General features: G+C 70.0%; 20 protein-coding genes. 12 read left to right on the top strand and 8 right to left on the bottom strand.

Annotated features, from left to right (window positions below; translation table 11 throughout):
- Positions 1 to 149: 149 nt before the first annotated feature.
- A complete protein-coding gene (locus tag ACWD11_RS34415) occupies positions 150 to 638 on the bottom strand; it encodes a GNAT family N-acetyltransferase (protein ID WP_389421525.1) in 489 nt (162 codons plus the stop codon).
- Between the two features lie 310 nt (positions 639 to 948).
- Here ACWD11_RS34415 and ACWD11_RS34410 point away from each other — a divergent pair, with 310 nt between their 5' ends.
- Positions 949 to 1,917 (top strand): ABC transporter ATP-binding protein, encoded by a 969-nt coding sequence (locus ACWD11_RS34410; protein ID WP_451287819.1) that lies wholly within the window; start codon positions 949 to 951, stop codon positions 1,915 to 1,917.
- Positions 1,917 to 2,768, top strand: a complete 852-nt coding sequence (locus ACWD11_RS34405) for an ABC transporter permease (RefSeq protein WP_451287821.1) — start codon at positions 1,917 to 1,919, stop codon at positions 2,766 to 2,768. Before ACWD11_RS34410 ends, ACWD11_RS34405 begins: the two co-directional genes overlap by 1 nt.
- A 77-nt stretch (positions 2,769 to 2,845) precedes the next feature.
- Here ACWD11_RS34405 and ACWD11_RS34400 read toward each other — a convergent pair whose 3' ends face one another.
- Positions 2,846 to 3,490: a DUF5753 domain-containing protein gene (locus ACWD11_RS34400; protein WP_451287817.1), complete on the bottom strand. Its 645-nt coding sequence runs from the start codon at positions 3,488 to 3,490 to the stop codon at positions 2,846 to 2,848.
- A gap of 32 nt (positions 3,491 to 3,522) precedes the next feature.
- Here ACWD11_RS34400 and ACWD11_RS34395 point away from each other — a divergent pair, with 32 nt between their 5' ends.
- On the top strand, positions 3,523 to 4,662 hold the full coding sequence (locus ACWD11_RS34395) for a transposase (RefSeq protein ID WP_451287815.1): 1,140 nt from the start codon (positions 3,523 to 3,525) through the stop codon (positions 4,660 to 4,662).
- 8 nt (positions 4,663 to 4,670) lie between these two features.
- Here the strand turns inward: ACWD11_RS34395 and ACWD11_RS34390 are convergent, their stop codons facing one another.
- Positions 4,671 to 5,084 (bottom strand): MerR family transcriptional regulator, encoded by a 414-nt coding sequence (locus ACWD11_RS34390; RefSeq protein WP_451287813.1) that lies wholly within the window; start codon positions 5,082 to 5,084, stop codon positions 4,671 to 4,673.
- Positions 5,085 to 5,483: 399 nt separating this feature from the next.
- On the opposite strand from ACWD11_RS34390, the gene ACWD11_RS34385 reads away from it, so the two are divergent.
- Positions 5,484 to 6,989 (top strand): SulP family inorganic anion transporter, encoded by a 1,506-nt coding sequence (locus tag ACWD11_RS34385; protein WP_451287811.1) that lies wholly within the window; start codon positions 5,484 to 5,486, stop codon positions 6,987 to 6,989.
- Between the two features lie 74 nt (positions 6,990 to 7,063).
- Here ACWD11_RS34385 and ACWD11_RS34380 read toward each other — a convergent pair whose 3' ends face one another.
- Positions 7,064 to 7,486 carry a VOC family protein gene (locus ACWD11_RS34380; RefSeq protein ID WP_451287809.1) on the bottom strand — a complete coding sequence of 141 codons (423 nt, stop codon included), beginning with the start codon at positions 7,484 to 7,486 and terminating at the stop codon, positions 7,064 to 7,066.
- A 213-nt stretch (positions 7,487 to 7,699) separates the two neighbouring features.
- On the opposite strand from ACWD11_RS34380, the gene ACWD11_RS34375 reads away from it, so the two are divergent.
- A complete protein-coding gene (locus tag ACWD11_RS34375) occupies positions 7,700 to 8,707 on the top strand; it encodes a recombinase family protein (RefSeq protein ID WP_451287807.1) in 1,008 nt (335 codons plus the stop codon).
- Between the two features lie 22 nt (positions 8,708 to 8,729).
- Here the strand turns inward: ACWD11_RS34375 and ACWD11_RS34370 are convergent, their stop codons facing one another.
- Positions 8,730 to 9,506 (bottom strand): porin PorA family protein, encoded by a 777-nt coding sequence (locus tag ACWD11_RS34370; RefSeq protein ID WP_451287805.1) that lies wholly within the window; start codon positions 9,504 to 9,506, stop codon positions 8,730 to 8,732.
- A gap of 115 nt (positions 9,507 to 9,621) precedes the next feature.
- Positions 9,622 to 11,400 (bottom strand): AMP-dependent synthetase/ligase, encoded by a 1,779-nt coding sequence (locus ACWD11_RS34365; RefSeq protein WP_451287803.1) that lies wholly within the window; start codon positions 11,398 to 11,400, stop codon positions 9,622 to 9,624.
- Between the two features lie 277 nt (positions 11,401 to 11,677).
- Here ACWD11_RS34365 and ACWD11_RS34360 point away from each other — a divergent pair, with 277 nt between their 5' ends.
- From ACWD11_RS34360 to ACWD11_RS34340, 5 genes are all read left to right on the top strand, one after another.
- Positions 11,678 to 12,907 carry an oxygenase MpaB family protein gene (locus ACWD11_RS34360; RefSeq protein WP_451287802.1) on the top strand — a complete coding sequence of 410 codons (1,230 nt, stop codon included), beginning with the start codon at positions 11,678 to 11,680 and terminating at the stop codon, positions 12,905 to 12,907.
- Between the two features lie 175 nt (positions 12,908 to 13,082).
- Positions 13,083 to 14,306 (top strand): oxygenase MpaB family protein, encoded by a 1,224-nt coding sequence (locus tag ACWD11_RS34355; RefSeq protein WP_451287800.1) that lies wholly within the window; start codon positions 13,083 to 13,085, stop codon positions 14,304 to 14,306.
- Between the two features lie 245 nt (positions 14,307 to 14,551).
- Positions 14,552 to 16,852 carry a molybdopterin cofactor-binding domain-containing protein gene (locus tag ACWD11_RS34350; protein WP_389420463.1) on the top strand — a complete coding sequence of 767 codons (2,301 nt, stop codon included), beginning with the start codon at positions 14,552 to 14,554 and terminating at the stop codon, positions 16,850 to 16,852.
- 17 nt (positions 16,853 to 16,869) lie between these two features.
- Entirely contained in the window at positions 16,870 to 17,346 is a 477-nt protein-coding gene (locus ACWD11_RS34345) for a (2Fe-2S)-binding protein (RefSeq protein ID WP_389420462.1), read from the top strand.
- Positions 17,347 to 17,518: 172 nt separating this feature from the next.
- A complete protein-coding gene (locus tag ACWD11_RS34340; RefSeq protein ID WP_451287797.1) occupies positions 17,519 to 18,484 on the top strand; it encodes a YihY/virulence factor BrkB family protein in 966 nt (321 codons plus the stop codon).
- 113 nt (positions 18,485 to 18,597) lie between these two features.
- Here the strand turns inward: ACWD11_RS34340 and ACWD11_RS34335 are convergent, their stop codons facing one another.
- Positions 18,598 to 19,308 carry a cation transporter gene (locus ACWD11_RS34335; protein ID WP_451287795.1) on the bottom strand — a complete coding sequence of 237 codons (711 nt, stop codon included), beginning with the start codon at positions 19,306 to 19,308 and terminating at the stop codon, positions 18,598 to 18,600.
- On the bottom strand, positions 19,308 to 19,643 hold the full coding sequence (locus ACWD11_RS34330; RefSeq protein WP_389420459.1) for an ArsR/SmtB family transcription factor: 336 nt from the start codon (positions 19,641 to 19,643) through the stop codon (positions 19,308 to 19,310). The genes ACWD11_RS34335 and ACWD11_RS34330 overlap by 1 nt, the downstream gene beginning before the upstream one ends.
- A gap of 148 nt (positions 19,644 to 19,791) precedes the next feature.
- Here ACWD11_RS34330 and ACWD11_RS34325 point away from each other — a divergent pair, with 148 nt between their 5' ends.
- Both ACWD11_RS34325 and ACWD11_RS34320 read left to right on the top strand, forming a co-directional pair.
- Positions 19,792 to 21,294 (top strand): hypothetical protein, encoded by a 1,503-nt coding sequence (locus ACWD11_RS34325; RefSeq protein WP_451287793.1) that lies wholly within the window; start codon positions 19,792 to 19,794, stop codon positions 21,292 to 21,294.
- 283 nt (positions 21,295 to 21,577) lie between these two features.
- Positions 21,578 to 21,661: GlsB/YeaQ/YmgE family stress response membrane protein (locus ACWD11_RS34320; protein ID WP_451287075.1), on the top strand; the 84-nt coding region annotated here is incomplete at its 3' end.

Genomic DNA, 21,661 nt, shown 5'->3' with positions numbered 1-21,661 from the left:
CTCACAGCCCAAACATCAAGCGGCGTCGGCGGACAGCCCCTGTACCGATTTTCACGCCTGCGGGGCGTCACCGCAGGTGAACGGTCGACTCCTATATGCCGGCCACCTTGCGGGTGCAGCCAGCCACCCTCGCCGACCGGCACCCCGCGTCATTCCGAAGGAATGCGGAACTCGAATTCGGGTCGGTCCCACGGCACAGCGGGCGGGTTCGCGAACGCGGTCCCGGTCCGCACCGCACCGACGCGGTGGTAGAAGCCTTCGGCGGGCAGATGTGCCACGACCTTGACACGGTCGAGCCCGGCGGCACGGGCCTCGGTCAGCATGTGCGCCACGAGCAGTCGTCCAATACCCCGTCCTTGCGCTTCGTCGGCAACGAACAGCAGGTCGAGCTCCGGTGGCGCCAGGACGAGCGAGTAGAACCCCAGGACCCGGCTTCCATTCTCGTCAGCGCCGACGGCCACATAGACGCGGTGGGCCTCGATGTAATCGGGACCGACCCGGTAGCCCGCGACTGCGGCTGCGTACTTGTCCGCATACGCGCCTGACCCACGCACGAGCCGCGTGAGCCGCTTGGCATCGCGGGCGACGGCCCTCCGGATCGTGACCGGCTGGCTGGTCAGGGAAGTGCGTGGACTCATCGGGAGAGTATTTCTCACCAGGAAGCGGCTTCGCGCGACGGGTCGGGTGCCCGGGCTTCTGTACAGGTTGCGAATGATCAGCCGGTGGCCGACGGCCTTGTGGGGTGAACCCGAGAGAGTCATCGACAGGCCCCGGGCACCGAACCCCTACGCAGCTGGCACACACCTGCCCCGGGCCGGTGGAACCAGATGAGGTAACTGAACCGTTCGGTAATGTGTTCGTCCGGGACGTCTCATGACCACGGACGTCGGCACGGCCTCCGGCCTCTGATCCCAGGGAACGGACCACGAGACGAACGGGGGAACGCCGATGACGACCGCTCACGCCCTGTCCGGGGTTGGGAGCAGCCCACCGGCGGAGAGCGACACGGTGATCGACGTACGGGATCTGCGGATGCGCTACCGCAGCCAGGACGTTTTGAAGGGTGTCAGCTTCACGGCCCGGCGAGGCGAAGTCGTCTTGCTGCTCGGCCCGAACGGTGCGGGCAAGACGACCACGATCGAGGTCCTGGAAGGCTTCCGGATGCGCTCGGCCGGTCATGTGACCGTCCTCGGGGCCGATCCGGCCGACGGGGACGAGCGGTGGCGTGCGCGTCTGGGCATCGTGTTGCAGTCCTGGCGCGACCACGGCAAGTGGCGGGTGCGGGAACTGCTGGCCCATCTTGGCTCGTACTACGTGCCGTACTCCACCGACCTCGTACGGCGTCCGTGGGATGTCGACGAACTCCTCGCCGCAGTAGGGCTGACCGAGCAGGCGGACAAGCGGGTCGGAACTCTGTCCGGCGGGCAGCGCAGGCGTTTCGACGTGGCCGTCGGCATCGTCGGCCGACCCGAGGTGCTGTTCTTGGACGAGCCGACGGCCGGTCTGGACCCGGAGGCGAGGAACGAGTTCCATGGCCTGGTCCGCGGGCTGGCGGACGAGAACACCACTGTTCTGCTGACCACGCACGACCTTGCCGAGGCGGAGAGGCTCGCCGACCGGATCCTCATCCTGGCCGGAGGCCGGATCGTGGCCGATGGCTCGGCCGAGGAGCTGTCACGGCAGGCATCGGCCGAGGCCACCGTGCGCTGGACGCTGAACGGGCGGCCCTGTGAGGAGGCGACGGCCGAGCCCACCCGGTTCGTCCGTCGGCTGTTCGAGGAGCACGGCGAGGCGATCGGCGGGCTGGAGGTGCGCCGGGCGAGCCTGGAGGACACCTACCTGACGATGGTGCGGGAGCTTGAGGCGGGGAGCGTTCCCGATGAGCGGGCCGTGCAGGCTTTCGAGGAGGGATCGTGATGAGTCCGGTAGGGCACGCGGCGGTAGTCGGGGTGCGGCGCGGCTGGACGGAACTTCGGCAGACGTTCACCACCGGCCAGGACGTGTTCGGTTACGTGCTCTGGACGGTTCTGCTCATCGTGCCGCTGTACTTGGTCAGGGACGATCCGCTGAAGGGCGCCGGCATCTCGGCCGGCGCGTTCATGCTGCCGAGCATGCTGGGGATGACGCTCGCGTTCACCGGGATGATGACCACGGCGCAACTGCTGGCGACCGAGCGCGAGGACGGCACCCTGCTGCGGGCCAAGGCCGTGCCCCACGGCATGGTCGGCCACCTCGTCGGCAAGATCATCATGGTGTCGGGTACGGCTCTCGCCTCCATGGCACTACCCTTCGCCGTTGGCGTGTTCCTGGTGGACGGGGTGGCCCGGCAGGGCGGCGGAGCGTTGCTGACGCTGGTGTGGGTGGTACCGCTGGGTCTCCTGGCCACCCTGCCGATGGGCGCTGTCATCGGCTCACTCGTCGCCAGTCCACGCACCATCGGGTTGCTGATGCTTCCGGTGATGGGACTCATCGTGATCTCGGGCATCTACTTTCCCCTGTCGAAGCTGCCCGAGTGGCTGCAGATCGTCGGGCAGATCTTCCCCGTGTACTGGCTCGGCCTCGGTCTGCGCTCGGCGCTGCTGCCGACCGATGCGGTCGGCGCCGAGATCGGCGAATCCTGGCGGCTCCTGGAGACAGCGGGTGTGCTCGGTGCCTGGGCCGTCGCCGGGCTGCTCCTCGCACCCTCCGTCCTGCGCAGGATGGCCCGCCGCGAGTCCGGGGCCGCGATGGCGGAACGGCACCGGAGGGCGATGCAGCGGGTCGGCTAGTGATGTGCCGGGGCACCGCTCTCCCACCGCCGACGAAGCCTGTCAGCGGATCCGACGCTCAACGGGCTTCGCCGCACTCACATGTGGCTTGCCGCGTCGATGTGCGTCTTGGTGGCGTCGGTGATGAAGTCGCGGCTGGTGTCGGGGCTGAGGGCCTGGGCCTGGAGGTGGTCGTGCAGCACGCGGTAGTGCTGTACGTCGGACGGCTTCTCCAGGTAGAGGTCGCTGGTGAACCGCTCCAGATGCACCACCGGTCCCGCGGAGCTGTCGGCGAACCGCAGGATGGAGAACTGTCCTGACAGGCCCGGGTGAGCGCCCGCCGTATAGGGGAGCACCTGCACCGTGATGTGCGGCTCGGCGCCGAGTGCGTTCAGGTGCTCCAGCTGTTCTCGCATGACATCGGGGCTGCCGACGACGCGGCGCAGAGCCGATTCGTCCAGGACGACCCGTAACCGCAGCGGACGGGCCAGGTCGTAGATCCGGTGCTGTCGGCGCATCCACACTTTCAGACGCGTGTCGGCCTCTTCTACGGTGAGCAGAGGGACCGTTTCCCCGATCACCGCGTGGGCGTATGCGGGAGTCTGCAGCAGAGCGGGGATCATCGAGGGCGCGTGGAGGTGGAGGGAGGTGGCGTCGGTCTCCAGGGCGATGTAGACGCTCTGGGGAATTTCGCCGTAGGCATGCCACCAGCCCTGCTGCCCGGATTCCTTGGCCATCTCCATCAGTGAGTCGATGACCTGCTGTGGGCACCAACATGGGCATCAAGCGTGTCGCGGTCACCGGCAAGCACGGCGAGTCCGAGGCGACGTTGCGCCGGGTGCGGCACCTGTTCGTCAACCGGGCCAATATGCGCGCCGCCTTGCGCAAGCTGGTGAACGCCACCTTCGCCGTCCGGGACGAGATGTGGTGGGGCACCGGCACCGCGTGCGCCTCCGACAGCCGCAAGTTCGGCGCCTGGTCCTCGAACCTGATGACCGAGTGGCACCAGTGCTACCGCGGCCCCGGCGTGATGATCTACTGGCACGTCGAGCGGAAGTCGGTGTGCATCTACTCCCAGCTCAAGAGCTGTTCGGCCTCCGAGGTCGCCTCGATGATCGAGGGCGTGCTGCGGCACTGCACCGACATGGAGGTCGACCGGCAGTACACCGACACCCACGGCGCGTCCATCGTCGGCTTCGCCTTCGCCCACATGCTCGACTTCAAGCTCATGCCCAGGCTGAAGAACATCGGCTCCGCAAAGCTGTACCGGCCGGCGGCCGGGCAGGACGAGAAGTGGCCCAACCTCGCACCGGTGCTGTCGACCAAGACGATCAACTGGGACCTGATCCGCCAGCAGTACGACCAGATCGTGAAGTACACCACCGCCCTGCGCCTGGGCACCGCCGAGGCCGAGCAGGTCCTGCGCCGCTTTACTCGCGGCGGGCCCAAGCACCCCACCTACCAGGCGATCGAGGAACTCGGGCGGGCTGTGCGCACGGCGTTCGTCTGCGATTACCTGGCCGACGTCGAGCTGCGCCAGGAGATCCACGAGGGCTTGCAGGTCGTGGAGAACTGGAACAGCGCGAACAAGGACCTCTTCTACGGCAAGGACGGCGACCTGGCCGGGGCGGACAAGGAGTCCCAGGAGGTGTCCATGCTCGCCTTGCACCTGCTCCAGTCCGCCCTGGTGCACGTCAACACGCTGCTGATGCAGCAGGTCCTCGCCGACGAGAAGTGGGCCGACATGCTCACCGACGCCGACCGGCGGGCCCTGTCACCACTGTTCTGGACGCACGTGAACCCCTACGGCCGGTTCGAGCTGGACATGAACAGCCGCCTTCAGCTGGACCTGACCGCCACGGCCGTGCCCGGCCCGCGCAGCCCGCAGGCCGAGGCGGCACCGGCCAGGAGGTGACGCCGCAGCTAGGCGCGGGCGGCCGGAGCGTTCTGCTCCAGGCGGGCGCCCAGAGTGTCGGCGAAGTCCTCGGCGCGGGCCAGCTGGATGCGCAGCTTCTCCACCTGCTCGGCGGCGGCCTGCCGGTAGGTCCGTACGCGCTCCAGCAGCGCCTCGCGCTCGGCGGCGTCGAGGGCGCCGTCGCCGTCCAGGCGGTCGGTGGCGTCCAGCAGGTCGCGCATCTGCTCCAGGGTGAAGCCGAGCGGCTTCATCCGGCGGATGACCATGAGGCGGGCGACGTCGGTCTCGGTGTAGAGGCGGAACCCGCCCTGGGACCGGGCGGAGGGGATGACCAGGCCTGTCTCCTCGTAGTGCCGGATGGTGCGCAGCGACAGCTCCGTCCGCGCGGCGACCTCGCCGATCTGCATGTGCTTGTCGTCCACGCCCGTGTCCCTGGCCCTTCCCGTCGTGGCGGGCCGCGTCCCGTGCGACCCCACCGACCTCTACTCTAACGTTAGGGTAGAGTTGATGATGGCGAGGGCGGCCCGGCTGCCCCGCTACTGCCGTTCCGGGGCCGATGGCGCCCCCGGCGAAGATCCGATTCTTGCAGGAGAGAGCGTGCGCGAGCCCATGACGCCGACCGCCGCCCCCTGCCCGCCGTGACCCTTCGCCCTCGGACCTGACCGCCCGGCCGGGCACCGCCCAGGCTCCCGGCTCGCGTCCTTCACGACTTCCCGGCCCGCCTCGGGCCGCCCGCGGGATGCCGGCCGGCCTCCCGCGTCTCCTCCCGCACACCCCCGGCCTGCCCGCGGTGTGCCCGAGCACGACAGGTACGCATTTCCTTGTCTTCTGCTGCTGTGACTCCCGCCGCGCGGCTGCGCGGCCTCAAGCCCGACTGGCTGAACAACCCCAAGGTCTGGCGCACCGAGATCCTGGCCGGCCTGGTCGTCGCCCTGGCGCTGATCCCCGAGGCGATCTCGTTCTCGATCATCGCCGGGGTCGACCCGGCGGTCGGTCTGTTCGCCTCGTTCACCATGGCCGTGGTCATCTCGATCGTCGGCGGCCGGCGGGCGATGATCTCCGCCGCCACCGGCGCCATCGCCCTCGTCATCGCCCCCCTGAACCACGAGTACGGACTGGGCTACCTGATCGCCGCCGTCATCCTCGCCGGCATCATCCAGGTCGCGCTCGGCGCGCTCGGGGTGGCGAAGCTGATGCGGTTCGTACCGCGCAGCGTGATGGTCGGCTTCGTCAACGCCCTCGCGATCCTGATCTTCATGGCCCAGGTGCCCGAGATGCACGACGTGCCCTGGGCCGTCTACCCGCTGATCATCGGCGGACTTGCGCTGATGGTGTTCTTCCCGAAGGTCACCAAGGTGATCCCGGCCCCGCTCGTCTCGATCGTCATCCTGACCGTCATCACGGTCGCGGCCGGCATCGCGGTGCCGACCGTGGGCGACAAGGGCGAGCTGCCGTCCTCCCTGCCGGTGCCGGGCCTGCCGGACGTGCCGTTCACCCTGGACACCCTGACGACGATCGCACCGTACGCGTTCGCGATGGCGCTGGTCGGCCTGATGGAGTCGCTGATGACCGCGAAGCTCGTCGACGACATCACCGACACCCACTCCTCCAAGACGCGGGAGTCGATCGGGCAGGGCATCGCCAACATCGTCACCGGCTTTTCCGGCGGCATGGGCGGCTGCGCCATGATCGGCCAGACGATGATCAACGTGAAGGTCTCCGGCGCCCGCACCCGCGTCTCGACCTTCCTGGCGGGCGTGTTCCTGATGGTGCTGTGCATCGTCTTCGGCCCGGTCGTCTCCGACATCCCCATGGCCGCCCTCGTCGCCGTCATGGCCATGGTGGCCTTCGCGACGTTCGACTGGCACTCCATCGCCCCCAAGACGCTGAAGCGGATGCCCGCCGGTGAGATCGCCGTCATGGCCATCACCGTGATCGTGGTGGTCGCCACCGACAACCTCGCCATCGGCGTCGTCGTCGGCTCCGTCACCGCCATGGTCATCTTCGCCAAGCGCGTCGCCCACCTCGCCCGCGTGCACAGCGTCCTCGACCCCGACGGCACCGCGGTCGTCTACCGGGTCACCGGCGAGCTGTTCTTCGCCTCCTCCAACGACCTCGTCGGCCAGTTCGACTACGCGGGCGACCCGGACAAGATCGTCATCGACCTGTCCGAGGCCCACGTCTGGGACGCCTCCTCCGTGGCTGCCCTGGACGCGATCGAGACGAAGTACGCCCAGCGCGGCAAGACCGTGGAAATCACCGGTCTGAACGACCTGAGCGCCGACCTTCACGGCAAGCTCACCGGCGAACTCGCCGGCAGCCACTGATCCCCGGCGCCGCCAGCCCACAGCGCAGGACCCCGGCCCCACCGGCCGGGGTCCTCTCGTCTCTTCCCGGCGCCCTACTCCGGCGAAGGCCCGCGGTAGGTGCCGAAGGTCCACAAGTTGCCCTCCGGGTCCTGCACCGTGCACACGTACGCCGCCGCGCCCGACCCGAACCGGGTCTCGTGCGGCGCTTCGAGGACCTCGCCTCCGGCGTCGACCACCCGCCGGTGCACCGCGTCCACCTCGTCGCTCACCACGTAGACCGCGCTGGTGCCCGCCCGCATCCGCCCGTGCACGCTGTCCGTGTGCCTCGTCGAGCCGAACACCAGCGCACCACCGCCAGGCCAGCGCAGCTCCGTGTGCCCGATCCCGCCGTGCTCATCCGGCACAGCGACCACCTGCTCGAACCCCAGCACGTCGACCAGGAAGCGCAGCGCCGCCTTCGTGTCGTCGTAGTGCAGGACCGGCCAGACGGAGGACGGGGAGGCATCAGGCGACATGCCGCTCATCGTAGGCAGGCAGGCGCCACACCCCAAGAGCCCCACGGCCGTCGGCGCGACGCCTGGACTCTCACAAACGTTCCTTTGCGCGAGCAAGATCAATCACGGCCCGCCGGAGCCCCGCCGGGCCCGGATTCGTTCGCAGAACCCGTTCTCACCCAAAAGCGGGACAGGCCCCCTTCTGAGACTTGCATTGTGCGAAAATCCGGGCCCATGACGGACCCTCAGCCCCCTTCCCCAACCGACCGGTCGGACGCCGACGACGTCGAACAGCACGCCTGTCCGAAGTGCGACGCACAGCCCGGTTCCCCGTGCCGCTCACGTGGCGGCGCGGTCGCCTCCGCCTACCACACCCGCCGCTTCACGAAGGTGCCCCGGCTGAAGAAGGCGCTGCGGGTGCCGACCCCGGCCGACCGGCGTCCGGGCCGGCCGTGGCGGCCGGGCACCCCGCCGCCGGCGCCGATCGACCCGGACCTGCCGAGCGCGGACATCCGCATCGGATACGCGAGGTGCTCGACCCTCGGGCAGGAACTCGACTCCCAGCTCGACGCGCTCAGCAAGCACGGCATCCCGAGGGACAAGATCTTCAGCGAGAAGATCAGCACCCGCGTCCGGGTCCGCCCCCGGTTCGAGGAGGCGCTGAGGACGGCGCGGGAGGTCAAGGCGCACGCCCCGCACTGCCGGGTCATCTTCACCGTGTACGAGATGAAGCGGCTCGGCCGCGACGCCGCCGAACTCACCGCGCTCGCCGACCACCTCACCGCCCACGGCCTGGTCCTGGAGATGCTCGCCGGACCTCTGCCCGGCATCTACGACCCCACCGGCCCGGGCAAGCTGCTGTTCGCGTTCTTCGCGGCGATGGCGGAGACCGAGCGGGAGAACATCCGCGAGTCCACGCTCGAAGGGCTCGACACCGCGGCCCGCAAGGGCAAGCACGGCGGCCGGCCACCGGTCATCTCCGACGACATGCTCCACACCGTGCTGCGGCGCCGCGCGGGCGGCGAGTCCATCGAGCAGATCCAGCCCGACCTGATCATCCCCACCGGCAAGCGCAAGGGACAGAACCCCTCCGTCGCCAGCATCTACCGGGCGCTCGCCGAGCACGCCAAGCGCCAGGCGTACCCCGAAGCAATCGCGGCCGCGCACGCCGACTTCGCCGCCATGAACAACGGAGCGGTCCCCGAGCCTCGCACTCAAGCAGAGGCCCTGAAATCACGCTGAGCTACTTGTCCCCTCGCCGTAGCTATACGAGAACAGGGCCGTGCAGCGTGCCGTCCAGGGACAGACCGGTGTCGGCGTCGACCCAGCCGCGCCGCTTGGTGGTGGACGTGTAGGACAGCGGTACCGCCTTCGGCAGACCGGCCAACTCCTGCTGCTCCGGCCGCTGTTTTGCGGGCAGTGCAGCGCTCAGGCCCAGCACGGCTTCCCTGGGAAGGGTGCGGGGCAGGGAGCCGGCGGTTGCGGGGTCGGCGAGGAGGCCGGTGGACTCGATGCCGTAGACATAGGCTTCGCGGCCGTGGACGGACTCCGTTCCCTCGTACCGTGCGGGGGACACGGTCCGGGTGCCGGTGTCCCAGAAACGGTAGTCGCGCTTGTCGGGCTCCAGAGGCCAGGCGATGACCAGGCCCTTGTGCTTCTCGGCCCCCGAACCCGCGGGAGCGGCACGCTCGGTGAGGTCGCGCCGGTCCACCGCCCAGGTGTGCTGGGAGGTGCTCATCTCCGTGCCGTCGCGTCCGCGCAGCGCCACGTGGTCGGAGACGACGGCCGTCCGGCCGTCGACGTCCCGTACTTCGATGCGCCGGTCCAAAATGACCGGCACGTCTCTCAGGAAGGCCTTGTCCATGTCGCCGGCCGCCAGGGCGGCGGCGTCGAGCAGGGTGGCGGTGCCCTCGTACCGGAACGTCGTCTTGGCGTCGGCCGGTACCTGGTGCAATGCGGGATGGACGGTGAACCGCGTGACGGCCGAGGCCGCCACCAGGACCACCGCGGTTCCGGTCAGCACCCAACTGGTCCTGCGCATGGTTTCTCCTCGGAGCAGTCATTACAGGCAGACAGGCAGGGGAAGAGGCCGGCGGGCTACCGCGTGCGTTGCGGTCGGTCGCTCCCGCCGTACGGCGATCCTGGTGGGCCGGTATTCACGGGTACATCGACTCGATGGTGGCGGCGTGCAGTTCACCGACGGCACGCCTGCGCAGCGTCAGCTCCGGTGTCAGTTCACCCGTCTCCGTCGTCCACGGCCCGGGGAGGACGCGGTAGCGACGTACCTGTTCCGCGGGCGGGAGGACCGTGTTCGCCTCGGCGACCGCGGCATCCACGGCGGCGAGCACCACCGGGTGGCGGGACAGGCGGGCGAGGTCATGGGTGTCGAGGCCCTTCTCGTCGGCCCAGAGCGGGGCCGTCTGCTCGTCCAGGACGAGCAGGGCGGTGACGTACCTGCGCCGGTCCCCGATCGCCACGGCCTGCCCGATCAGGGGGTGGGCCCGCAAGTGCGCTTCGATCCGGGCCGGGGCGACGGTCCTGCCGCTGTCGGTGACGAACAGGTTCTTCTTGCGGTCGGTGACCGTGACCAGGCCGCGTGCATCGACGCTGCCGATGTCGCCGGTGGCCAGTCGGCCCTGTGCGTCCGTGGCGGGTTCGACGCTGCCGTCGGCCCGCAGGTATCCGGCGCAGACCACCGGTCCTCGGACCAGAAGCTCGCCGTCCTCGGCCTCCGTGACCTCGATGCCCGGCCCCGGACGTCCGACCGTGCCGGTGCCGGACTCCCCGCGTGTACTGACGGTGGCCGCTCCGGCGGTCTCGGTCAGTCCCCACACCTCATGGACGGGCAGTCCCACGCTCGCCAGGAACTCCAGGGTCGCCGTGGACAGCGGTGCCGTCCCGGTGTGGGCCTGTTGGAGCTCGTCGGCACCGACTGCGGACCGGACAGGGCGCAGCAGGTGCTCGTCGAGCTGTGCGAGTGACTCGGTGAGGACGGTCGGCGGCTCCTTGCCCGCGGAGCGCAGACGGAAGGCCTCCAGGGTGGTCCTCCTGGCCTGGGTGACCGCCGCGGCCTGCTCCTCGGGCAGTGTCCCGAGCCGCTCCCGCGCAGCGGCGGCGATCCGGTCCCAGACCCGCGGCACGGCGAAGAAGGTGTGCGGTCGCACGGTGATCAGCGTGGGCAGGAGTTGCTCGGGGCCGGGACAGACGGTCACGTGTCCGGCGTGGCAGACCGGTGCGTAGAGGCCGAGCACCCGTCCCGCGGCCTGTGCCATGGGCAGGTGGGCGACCGACCTCGGACGCTCCGGGTCCTCGGCGGTCCGGTGGTGCATGAACGCCTGGTGGATGACGTTGCGGTGGGTGAGCACCACTCCCCGGGGGGCACCGGTGGTGCCCGGTGTGTACACCAGCGCCATCGGGTCATCCGGTGAGGCGGAGTCCGTGAGGGCCTCGAACGCGGCGTCGTCGGGCGGCGCCGCGCCGCGCACGGCGGGGTAGCTGACGAAACGCGGGTCGCCGACCCGGGCCGCGTTCCAGTCGAGGACGACGACAGCGCGCAGGCCCGGCAGGCCGTCCAGGACCGGCTGCCAGCGCCGTACCTGTTCCTCGCCCTCCAGCACGAGTACGGCGGCTCCGCTGTGCCGGGCCAGGGCACCCAGCTCCTCGGTGTCCGTCGTGTCGTAGGTGCTCGAGGAGAGGGCTCCGATGTGGACCGCGGCCAGGTCGGCGATCCAGTGCTCCGGCCGTCTCGACATCGAGATCAGCATGCGGTCGCCCCGTCGCAGGCCGAGCGCGGTGAGACCACGGGTGAGGGCGGCGGTCTCCGCGCGCAGCTGCGGCCAGGACAGTGTCGCCGCTTCGGGACCGAGGCCGGCGGTGAGTGCGGGGCCGTCGGGGAACCGCTGGGCGTTGCGGCGCAGTAGTGCGGGGATGGTCAACCCTCGGTCCTGATCGTACGGTTGCTCGTCCGAAGTCACGTCCGGCTCCCTCCGTTGCCTGTCACGGGTGTGCTCGTACGGCTCGTCACCTGTGTCTGCGGGAGCGTCAACGGATTTCCAGGAGCGCCTCCCCGATTCCGTGATGCCCCTGGCGTTCACGTTCCGCTTGTGCTCCCCTGGAGATACAGAGATGCGTCGCGTGTTTCACCGTATCAAAGAAGGCCGGTAAGGCCATAGGTCCGCACGGCAGTCAGAACTCAAGGAGGAGTTCGCGGAGATGGACGGACTCAGCAGGCGCAAGATGCTGCTCACGGGCGGAGCTTTGGGAGCGTTCGGGGCGCTGAGCATGGCCTCGCCGGCCCGTGCGAGGTCCCTGTGGACGTGGGCACCGAGTGGTTCGGTGGCCGGCGCGGGTGCCGGGCTGGACCCGGAGTGGGTGTGGGACGAGGAGGCCGACCAGCTCGTCGCCGCCGTCATCGACCGCGGTGAGGTGGCCAAGGTCAACGAGGCGCTGCGGACGTGGTCCCGCAACGACCAGCCGGTACCCGCCCAACTACCTGCGGACTTGCGGGAGTTCATGGAGAGGGCGCGCCAGCTGCCCTCCTGGGCCGACCGCGGGAAACTGGAGACGGCGGCCGAGTTCAACAAGTCCCGGGGCATCTACCTCAATCTGCTCAACGGAGTGGGCGGTGGCATGCTGAGCACCGCCATCCCCCGGGAGGCACGCGCCGTCTACTACTCCAAGGGCGGCGCCGACATGGAGGACCGGGTAGCCAAGACGAGCCTGCTGGGCTTCGCCGTCGGCGACCTCAACGCGTACCGGCCCGACGGCAAGGTGATGGTGGAGGCCGTCAAGACCCGGCTCGTGCACGCGGCCGTACGCCATCTGCTGCCGCAGTCACCGGGCTGGTCCCGGACCAGCGGCGGCCAGACCGTCCCGATCAGCCAGCAGGACATGCTGGTCACCTGGCACAGCCTGCCCACCTACGCGATGCGCATGATGCTCGAATGGAAGGTTCCGATCCCGCCCGCCGACTCGGCGGCCTATCTCCACCTCTGGCAGGTGACGGCGCACCTGCTCGGCATCCGCGACGAGTACATCCCGGCCACCTGGGCCGCGGCCAACTCCCAGTCACAGCAGGTACTTGACCCGGTCCTGGACTCCACGCCCGAGGGCATCGAGCTGACCGACATCCTGCTGGGCCAGCTCGCCGAGCAGACCAGTCCGGGCGGCGTCGACCGTCCGCTCGTCAACGCGCTCGCCAGGTACCTGGTCGGCGACCAGGTCGCGGACTGGGACGGCATTCCCCCCGAGCCGTTCTGGGAGAAGGCGATCGCGACCGCCTGGCCGAAGCTCGTCGCCTTCCGCGAGAAGCTGATCCCGTTTCCGCTGGTGCCGCCCCTCGCCTGGACGATCGACGAGGCGGCCCGGAAGTACATCATGTTCTACCTCACCAAGGGCCGGGGCACGAGCATCGTCATCCCCGACGCCAACCGGCCCGCCTGAAGCGCCGGTTCGTCACGCGCGCAGCATCTGAGGGTGGAGAGCCGCGCGCCGCTCCACCCGCGTCCGGAGCCCTCGGACCGGCGCACCTCACGGAGTACCACACACCGACGACACACCTGCCGCTTCGCCGTGTCCCGGTGGTCATCAGCAGCGATCGTCGACAAGGAGTTCACCCATGGACGGAGTCAGCAGGCGCAGAATGCTGATCACGGGAGGGGCGCTCGGGGCGCTGGGCGCGCTGAGCGCGGCCACGCCGGCCCAGGCGCGTCCCCCGTGGACCTGGGCGCCGAGCGGATCGGTGGCGGGCGAGGGGGCGGGACTGGACCCCGAGTGGGTTTGGGACGAGGAGGCCGACCCGGTGCTCGCCGCCGTCATCGACCGCGGTGACGTGCCCAGGGTCAACGAACTGCTGCGGCAGTGGACCCGCAACGATCAGCCACTGCCGGCCGGACTCCCGGCGGATCTACGCGACTTCATGGAGGAGGCACGCCGGCTGCCGTCCTGGGCGGATACGAGGAAGCTCGCGGCCGCGGTCGAGTTCACCAAGAAGAAAGGCATCTACACGGGCGCCCTGTACGGGCTGGGCAGCGGCCTGATGAGCACCGCCATCCCGCGGGAGGCACGCGCCGTCTACTACTCCAAGGGCGGCGCGGACATGAAGGACCGCATCGCCAAGACCGCGAAACTCGGGTACGACATCGGCGACCTGGACGCCTACCAGCCGCAGGGCTCGATGATCGTGACCTGCGTGAAGACCCGCCTGGTGCACGCGGCCGTGCGGCATCTGCTGCCCCAGTCCCCCGGCTGGACCCGGACCAGCGGAGGCCAGACCATCCCGATCAGCCAGGCCGACGTGATGGTCACCTGGCACAGCCTGGCCACGTTCGGCATGCGCAAGCTGAAGGACTGGCGGGTCCCGGTCAGCACCGCCGAGTCGGACGGCTTCCTGCACGTGTGGCAGGTGACCGCCCATATGCTCGGCGTCCTCGACGAGTACATCCCCAAGTCCTGGAACGAGGCCAACTCCCAGTACCAGCAGGTCGTCGACCCGATCCTGGCCTCCACCCCCGAGGGCCACGCACTGACCGAAGTGCTGCTGGACATCGTCGCCGAACTCGACGCCGGTCTCACCCGCCCGCTGATCAACGCGTTCTCCCGGTACACGGTGGGTGACAAGGTCGGCGACGCCATCGGACTGGACAGGGAGCCCTTCTGGCAGCCGCTGATCAGCGCAGCCTGGCCCCTGCTGGTGGCCTTCCGCGAGGGCCTGATCCCCTTGCCGCTGGTTCCGGAGGCGGCCTGGACAGTGGAGGAGGCGATCCGTAAGTTCGTCCTGCTCTTCCTTGCCGAGGGCGAGCCCATCGACATAGAGATCCCCGACACCAACCGTCCGTCCTGAACCTCCCCGGGACACGACCGGGTCCCGCCCGCTCCGGCGGGGCCCGCACCCCCGTACCGCTGCGGGGCGGTGGCCGATCCGCCGCCCCGGAACCCCGCGCACGTGAACACACGCAGCCGACCAGCGAGATGGAACCATGACGAGATCGCGCAGTGACGGGACCCCGACGGCGTCCTTCGCGGCCACCGCCAGCCACGTGCCGCCGCCCCTTCCGCCCGGTCCGGCAGCCCGGAGAGGGGGTCCCGATGGCCGCCAGTGACCCCGTGCCCCGGTCCGGACCGCCCTCCGTCGGCAGGCGCCGGTTCCTCGGCTACCTCGTGGCCGGCCCCACCCTGGTGACGGCGGCCGAACTCGCCCCCGCGCCCGCGGCCCGAGCGGACATCCCCTCCCCCGAGATCACGGAACTGATCGACCTCAACGACGTGATGACCGCGGCGGCCCTGCCCACCTCCGGCCTGATCACGGTCGAGGTGGGCACGGACGGCACCGTGTCCTTCGCACTGCCGCGGACCGAGGTGGGCCAGGGCATCACCACCTCGACGGCCATGCTCATCGCCGAGGAACTGAACGTCCCCGTCGAGCGGGTACGGGTCACGCTCGCCGACGCACGCCCGGAACTGGTGTTCAACCAGCTCACAGGGGCATCCAACACGACCGTCTCCACCTACACCCCGGTCCGGGTCGCGGCGGCCGTCGCCCGGGAGCGGCTGCTGCTCGCGGCGGCCGGTGAACTGGACGCGGACGTCACCTCCCTGACGATGCGGGACGGAACCGTCACCGCTCCGTCGGGCCGCAGCATCGACATCGGGGCACTGTCCGAGAAGGCGGCGAGCCTCCGCACACGGCAGGTGGCCGTAGAACTCACGCCGGACGACCGCTTCACCGTCATCGGCCGTCCCCACAACCGCGTCGACGCCCTCGCCGCCGTCACCGGTCGCAAGACGTTCACCCTGGACCTGGCCGTCCCGGACGCCCTGCCGACCATGGTGTGCCGCCCGCCCACCATCAACGGCAAGGTCGGGTCGGTGGCCAACGCCGCCGAGGTCCGCGCCATGCCGGGCGTCACCGATGTCGCCGTGATCTCCACCGGGGTGGCGGTGCGCGCGCGGACCTTCGGCCGCTGCATCGACGCCGTACGCGCCCTGCGCGTCTCCTGGCAGCCCGGCAGCGCGCAGGGCAAGTCCGACGAGTCCGTGCTCAAGGAGCTGAAGCGGGCCGAACTTCCCCTCGGTCTGCCGCCGCTCACCCCGAGTGTGGACGCCTCGTTCACCTTCCACTTCCGCAGCAACAGCGCGCTGGAGCCCAACTGCGCCATCGCCGACGTGCGTCCCGACCGCGCCGAGGTCTGGTCGAGCCTCAAAGCACCGATCGTCGCGAAGGAAGCGATCGCCGCCAAGCTCAGGCTGCCGCTCAGCGCCGTCACCGTGCATGTCACCGAGGGCGGCGGATCCTTCGGGCGCAAACTCTTCTTCGACGCCGCGCTGGAAGCCGTCGAGATCTCCCAGAAGATCGGCAAACCGGTCCGGCTCATGTGGCACCGCGCCGATGACTCGCGCCAGGGCCGCACGCACCCCATGGCCACGTCCCGCGTACGCATCGACTACCTCGGCGACACCGTCCTCGGCTACCGGCAGCGGCACACCAGCGTGGCCACCGATCTCAGCCACGGTCTGGGCGAGATCTTCACCGCCCTGGCGGCCAGGCTGCCGGTGGGCGACATCGGCTTCTCCGAGACGTTCTTCCAGCTCTCCCAGTCCATGCCCTACAACTTCGGTGCCCACAGCAGGCTGCTGAGCGAGACCGACAAGAGCTTCAACACCGGGAGCATGCGCAACGTCTACTCCCCCGACGTCACCTGCGCGCGGGAACTGCTCGTGGACCGCCTCGCCGGGAAGATGGGCAAGGACCCCTACCGGTTCCGGCACGACTTCCTCCGGGACGACCGCGCGAAGGCGGTGCTGGAGAAGGCCGCCGAAGCCGGCCAGTGGGGGCGGCGGATGCCGGACGGTACGGCGCAGGGGATCGCCTTCCACTCCGAGTACCACTCCGTCAGCGCGGTCCTGGTGGAGATCGACTGCCGTCCCGAGACGGTGAACCGGGTCATCCGCGACGGGGTCACCGGCCCCCGCGTGACCAAGGCCGTCATCGCGGTGGACGTCGGTCTCGCCGTCAACCCGCGCGGACTCGAAGCCCAGATGATGGGCTGCCTCATGGACGGCATCGCCCTGACCCTGACGTCCAGCCTTCACCTGCGCGACGGTTACTTCCTCGAAGCCAGCTGGGACAACTACTTCTACACCCGGCAGTGGAACACCCCGCCCGAGCTGGAGATCATCGTCATGCCGCCCACCACCGGGGAGCCCGGCGGGGCGGGAGAGCTGGGCGTGGCCGCGTCGATGGCCGCCGTCGCGTGCGCCTACGGACGGGCCACCGGCACCATGCCGACCCGCTTCCCCATCAATCACGGCACGCTGTCCTTCACGCCGAAACCGACCGTCCCGCCCGTGCCCGCGTCGCCCACCGACGGCCTGGACCACGTCCGCTGAACCGCCAGGAGCCCCCCTTGCCCGAGCACACCTTCCGCCTCAACGGCGAGCAGGTCACCGTGGACGTGGCCGACGACGAACGTCTCCTGTGGGTCCTGCGCGACATCCTGGGCGTCACGGGACCGAAGTACGGCTGCGGCATCAACGTCTGCAAGGCGTGCACCAGCCACCTCAACGGCCGGGCCGTCAACCCCTGCGCCGTACCCGTCGGCGACCTCCGCCCGGACGACGAGATCACCACCATCGAGGGCCTCCCGGCCACGGTCGGGGCGGACCTGCATCCCATGCAGCAGGCGTGGCTCGACCAGGACGTGGCCCAGTGCGGCTACTGCCAGCCCGGACAGATCATGGCCGCGGTCGCCCTGGTCCGCCGGGTGGCGGAAGAGGGCCGCACGATAACCGAGGCCGACCTCGACGGCATCCGGAACATCTGCCGCTGCGGTACCTACGTCCGTATCCGCGAGGCCATCAAGGCCGCGACCCGGAACAGGTGACCGACCTTTCACCGGACGTCAGCGGTGCGGGCGACCCCGCCTGATGCGCGAAGGCCGTCCCGTGGAGCCCTGCATCAGCGGGCCCCGCATCCCGCACTGGCTGACGACGCGTGCGCGGGCCCAGCGGGGGCAGTCTGGACGGCAGACCGCGACGAGGAGGAGGACCGGCATCGTGGGCACCGCCGTACACGTTCCGCAGACCAGGGACATGCTGGGCGAGGAGCTGTCCGGGGACGAGGCGTTCACCGCGTTGCGGCGCTACGGCGGGCTGCGGTTGATGGTGGACTCCTTCACCCGGTTCCGGTACGCCGACGGCTTCACCAACGCGCGGGCACTCGCCTTCCAGGTGGTCCTCGGCCTGGTGCCGTTCACCGTGGCGCTGGTGGGTCTGGCCACCTCGGTGCACACCGAGTCCGTGGGACGCACCGTGGAACTGACCCTGGCCCACATCGTCCCCGGAGCCAGCGGCGAGATGGTCGAGGACGCCTTCGACACGACCCGCACCAGCGCCGACGGCGATGTGTGGAGCACCCTCGCGCTCTGGCTCGGCCTGGGTTTCGCACTGCTGAACCTGACCTCGGCGATGGGACAGATCGAACGGGGCGCCAACCGCATCTACGGCATCGAGCGCGACCGCCCGCTCCCCTACAAGTACGCCCGCTCCCTAGCCCTGGCCCTCGCCGCGGGCCTGCCGATGATCGTGGGATTCGTCGTCATGGTGGCCGGTGAGGCGGTGGGTGACGCGGTGGAGACGTCCTCCGGATGGTCCCTCGGCTCGCCCGGCTGGCGAAGCGCCCTCCAGGTGCCGGTGGGGCTGGCCCTGGCATGGATCGCCTCGGCAGTGATCTTCCGGTGGGCACCGCGCCGGGTCCAGCCCGGCTACACCTGGCTGGCCTTCGGCTCCGCGCTGCACCTGATGCTGTGGGTGGCGGCCACCTGGCTGCTCGCCCTGTACGTGGAAGGAAGCGGTGCCTTCGGCGCACTGTACGGGCCGCTGACCGCGTTCGTCGCCCTCCTGCTGTGGGCCAACCTCACCGCCGTGGCCCTGTTCTACGGCATCGCATTCGCCGCCCAGCTGGAAGCAGCCCGGGCCGGCATCAAGGCACCGGCCCACCCCGATCCGGGGCCTGGCGACTGAGCGGCGGGGTCCGGGACAGCACGGCGCACAGGCGCCTCGGCCTGTGTCTCTGCACCCTGGACTATGCGTACGGCGGGATCTCCTTTGACTCTGCCGGTGTTGCCTTCCGGGCGTCACGTGCAGCAGGTGCAGCCGGACTTGCAGCCGCAGGCGTCGATGTCGGCGGCAGCCGTCGGGGCGGCGGTGAGGACAGGGCCGCAGCAGGAGTCTCCGCGCCAGGCGTCACGGCCTTCCTTGACGGCGACGGCGGCAATGACCAGGGCGGCGATCGGGTCGGCCCAGGACCAGCCCAGGAGGCTGTTGACGACCAGTCCGACCAGGAGGACGGCGGAAAGGTAGGTGCAGAGCAGGGTCTGCTTGGAGTCTGCGACGGCGGTCGCGGAGCCGAGTTCGCGTCCGGCCCTGCGCTGGGCGGCGGACAGGAACGGCATGACCACCAGGGACAGAGCGGCAATCACGATGCCCAGGGTGGAGTGCTCGGCTTCGCCTGTGCCGGTCAGGGCTCGGATGGCGTCGACGGTGACATAGGCGGCCAGGGCGAAGAAGGAGACAGCGATGATCCGCAAGGTGCGCTTCTCGCGGCCTGCACGGACGGCGTGGTCGGTCGCGGAGAACTGCCAGGCGACCGCGGCGGCGGAGGAGACCTCGACAACGGAGTCGAGTCCGAAGCCGACCAGTGCCGTGGACGAGGCGAGGGTGCCGGCCGTGATGGCGACGATCGCCTCGATCACGTTGTAGGTGATCGTCGCCGTGACCAGCAGCCGTATTCGCTTCGTCAGCGCATCACGGCGGGCCGGGGACGGCCCGAGGGAGATCGCGGTCATCAGCAGCAGTCCTTCGTCTCGGCGTCCACGCAGGTCTTGTCGGTGTCGACGGCGACGACCGCGGTGCGCAGATCGTTCAAGGCGTGTCCGAGCCGGGGATCGGCGAGCTCGTAGCGGGTGCGACGGCCATCGGGTACGGCGACGACGAGTCCGCAGTCCCGCAGGCAGGCGAGGTGGTTCGACAGCCGGGGCCGGGAGACGCCGATCTTGTCGGCGAGATCGGACGGATACGCGGGGGCATCGCGCAGGGCCAGCAGCAGCTGGCACCGGATGGGATCGGCGAGAGCACGGCCGAAGCGCGCAAGCACCTCGATGTCGGGAGCGATGGTCAGCACGCCATGACAGTACAGATAATCCTGAATTCAGGAAAGTCTGAACTGTAAAGGGCTGCATCGGCAGGCAGCGACCGATGGTCCTGCCGCTGGGCAGCGCCGGTGAGGCGGCCCGCTGGGGAGGCAGGAGGCGGGGTGGCAGGATGCCGTGGTGTCCGACTCCCTGCGTGAACTGTGGCTGCGCGGCATCGCCTTCAACCCGGCGGCACCCGCAGAGGTGCTGATACGCCTCCTGGACGAAGCGGCCGGTGAGGCCGGCTTGCTGATGTGCGAGGGCCGCGACCTGCCCGACGGCGTCATCCAAGCGGCCCTGCGCCACCCGGCCAGGCGGATCCGCCGCGCACTCGCCTGCAACCTGCACATCGACCCCGCACGACTCGCTCCCCTGGCATCGGACCCGTCAGGCCTCGTCCGCGCCCAGCTCGCCGGAGGCACCCGGCACCAGCCCCGGTGGGTCCGGCCCCTGCCGACCCACATCCTCGTCACCTTCCTGACCGCGAAGGACGGAGGCGAGGACGGCAGGGTCACCGCACAGGAGATCGCCGGGGAGCTGTGGTCCTCCCGGCAGGTCCCTGCGTCCTTCCCGCGGGACATGGCCCATCACGACCACCCCGCACTCCGCCTGTACGCCGCCCACCAGTGGCAGTCGCTCACCTCGGCGCAGCGCACAGCCCTGCTCGACGACCCCGACCCCGCCGTACAGGAAGCCGCCCGGAAGGGCAGCCGCTGGCTGGACCCCGAGGCGGTGGAGGCCGCGCTGCCAGCCCTGGCAGCACGCAACAGGTGGTTCGTGCTGGGCACCTGCGCCCTGTCACCCGCGGTCATCGAGCAGTGCTTCGCCGACGACGAAGTGCACCCACTGGCCCGCAACCGCCTTACCCCGGCCGGCGCCATGGCCCGCCTCGCCCGCCACCCCGATACGGAGATCCGCAGGCTGGTCGCCGCCCGCCCCGATCTGGTGCCCGAGGCGGCGGCGCAGCTGAGGCAGGATCCGGACGAGGACGTGCGGATGCGGGCGCGCCTGCAGCCGTTCATCCGTACCTGGGCCGAGTTCGACGCGGTCGACTGGGTGCTGGGGCACGGTCCCGACTGCACCTGCCCGATCACCAAGCCGGCCGCCGAGCCACCGTCCGACTGGTACGCCACCTGCGCGGCGTCCGAGGAACCGGTGCTGCGCCGGGTAGCGGCGAGCTGGCCCGGCCTGCCCGCCCAGCTCGTCGCGGCACTGGCGCTGGACGATGACGAGGAGGTACGGATCCGGCTGACCTGCCACCACCCGCTAGCCCCGTCGCACCTCCTCCTGGACGTCTTCGTCACCCGCCCCGCCCACCGTCCCGACCTGCTGACCCTGCCCGCGCTCCCCCGCTCCGGCCTCGCTCACCTCATCGACCACGCCGACCCTCAGGTACGCGCCCTCGCCGCAGCCGACCCCGCCCTGCCCCACCCCCCGCTGCAAGACCCCGACCCTGCCGTACGCCAGGCAGCCGCCACGAACCCCACCCTGACACCGCAGATCCTGGAAACCCTCCTCACCGACCCCCGCACCGCACAAGGCGCCGCAGCCAACCCCTCCCTCCCCGTCCCGCGCATGCACACACTCCTCGACGAGAGCCTCCACCACACCACCGCCCCACCAGCATCAGCCCAACACTGAGGGGAGCCGGCGCCCGCCTGCTCGCGCATCTCAAGGGCTGTACGTCGAGAAGGTGGCCGTCGACTCCCGCGCGATTGGTCTTTGCTTCCACCCTCACACGTGAACCGGAGGAGGCCGACAGAGCCGCGGCTCCACGCCCCCTGATCGCGGTCCTCTTGTCCCGTGCCTGCTCGTCTCGGATCAGTTCCTGGCAGAGCCGGGTGCGGAGAAGACGTTTGTTCGGGCGCGATCGGTGCACACGATGACTTAACACATCCTTTATACGACGAAGCGGAGGGACACCATGGGCATCATCGCGTGGATCCTGATCGGCCTGCTCGCCGGCGCCATCGCCAAGGCTCTGATGCCGGGCAAGGACCCGGGCGGC

It is taken from the genome of Streptomyces sp. NPDC002776 (assembly GCF_053592195.1).
The sequence above is the reverse complement of the archived record's forward strand: the minus strand, read 5'-3'. Positions and strand labels throughout refer to the sequence as shown.

Coding starts and splice junctions, on each gene's coding strand:
- ACWD11_RS34415 (WP_389421525.1), bottom strand. CDS start 638: ATGAGTCCACGCACTTCCCTGACCAGCCAGCCGGTCACGATCCGGAGG.
- ACWD11_RS34410 (WP_451287819.1), top strand. CDS start 949: ATGACGACCGCTCACGCCCTGTCCGGGGTTGGGAGCAGCCCACCGGCG.
- ACWD11_RS34405 (WP_451287821.1), top strand. CDS start 1,917: ATGAGTCCGGTAGGGCACGCGGCGGTAGTCGGGGTGCGGCGCGGCTGG.
- ACWD11_RS34400 (WP_451287817.1), bottom strand. CDS start 3,490: ATGGAGATGGCCAAGGAATCCGGGCAGCAGGGCTGGTGGCATGCCTAC.
- ACWD11_RS34395 (WP_451287815.1), top strand. CDS start 3,523: ATGGGCATCAAGCGTGTCGCGGTCACCGGCAAGCACGGCGAGTCCGAG.
- ACWD11_RS34380 (WP_451287809.1), bottom strand. CDS start 7,486: ATGTCGCCTGATGCCTCCCCGTCCTCCGTCTGGCCGGTCCTGCACTAC.
- ACWD11_RS34375 (WP_451287807.1), top strand. CDS start 7,700: ATGACGGACCCTCAGCCCCCTTCCCCAACCGACCGGTCGGACGCCGAC.
- ACWD11_RS34370 (WP_451287805.1), bottom strand. CDS start 9,506: ATGCGCAGGACCAGTTGGGTGCTGACCGGAACCGCGGTGGTCCTGGTG.
- ACWD11_RS34360 (WP_451287802.1), top strand. CDS start 11,678: ATGGACGGACTCAGCAGGCGCAAGATGCTGCTCACGGGCGGAGCTTTG.
- ACWD11_RS34355 (WP_451287800.1), top strand. CDS start 13,083: ATGGACGGAGTCAGCAGGCGCAGAATGCTGATCACGGGAGGGGCGCTC.
- ACWD11_RS34350 (WP_389420463.1), top strand. CDS start 14,552: ATGGCCGCCAGTGACCCCGTGCCCCGGTCCGGACCGCCCTCCGTCGGC.
- ACWD11_RS34335 (WP_451287795.1), bottom strand. CDS start 19,308: ATGACCGCGATCTCCCTCGGGCCGTCCCCGGCCCGCCGTGATGCGCTG.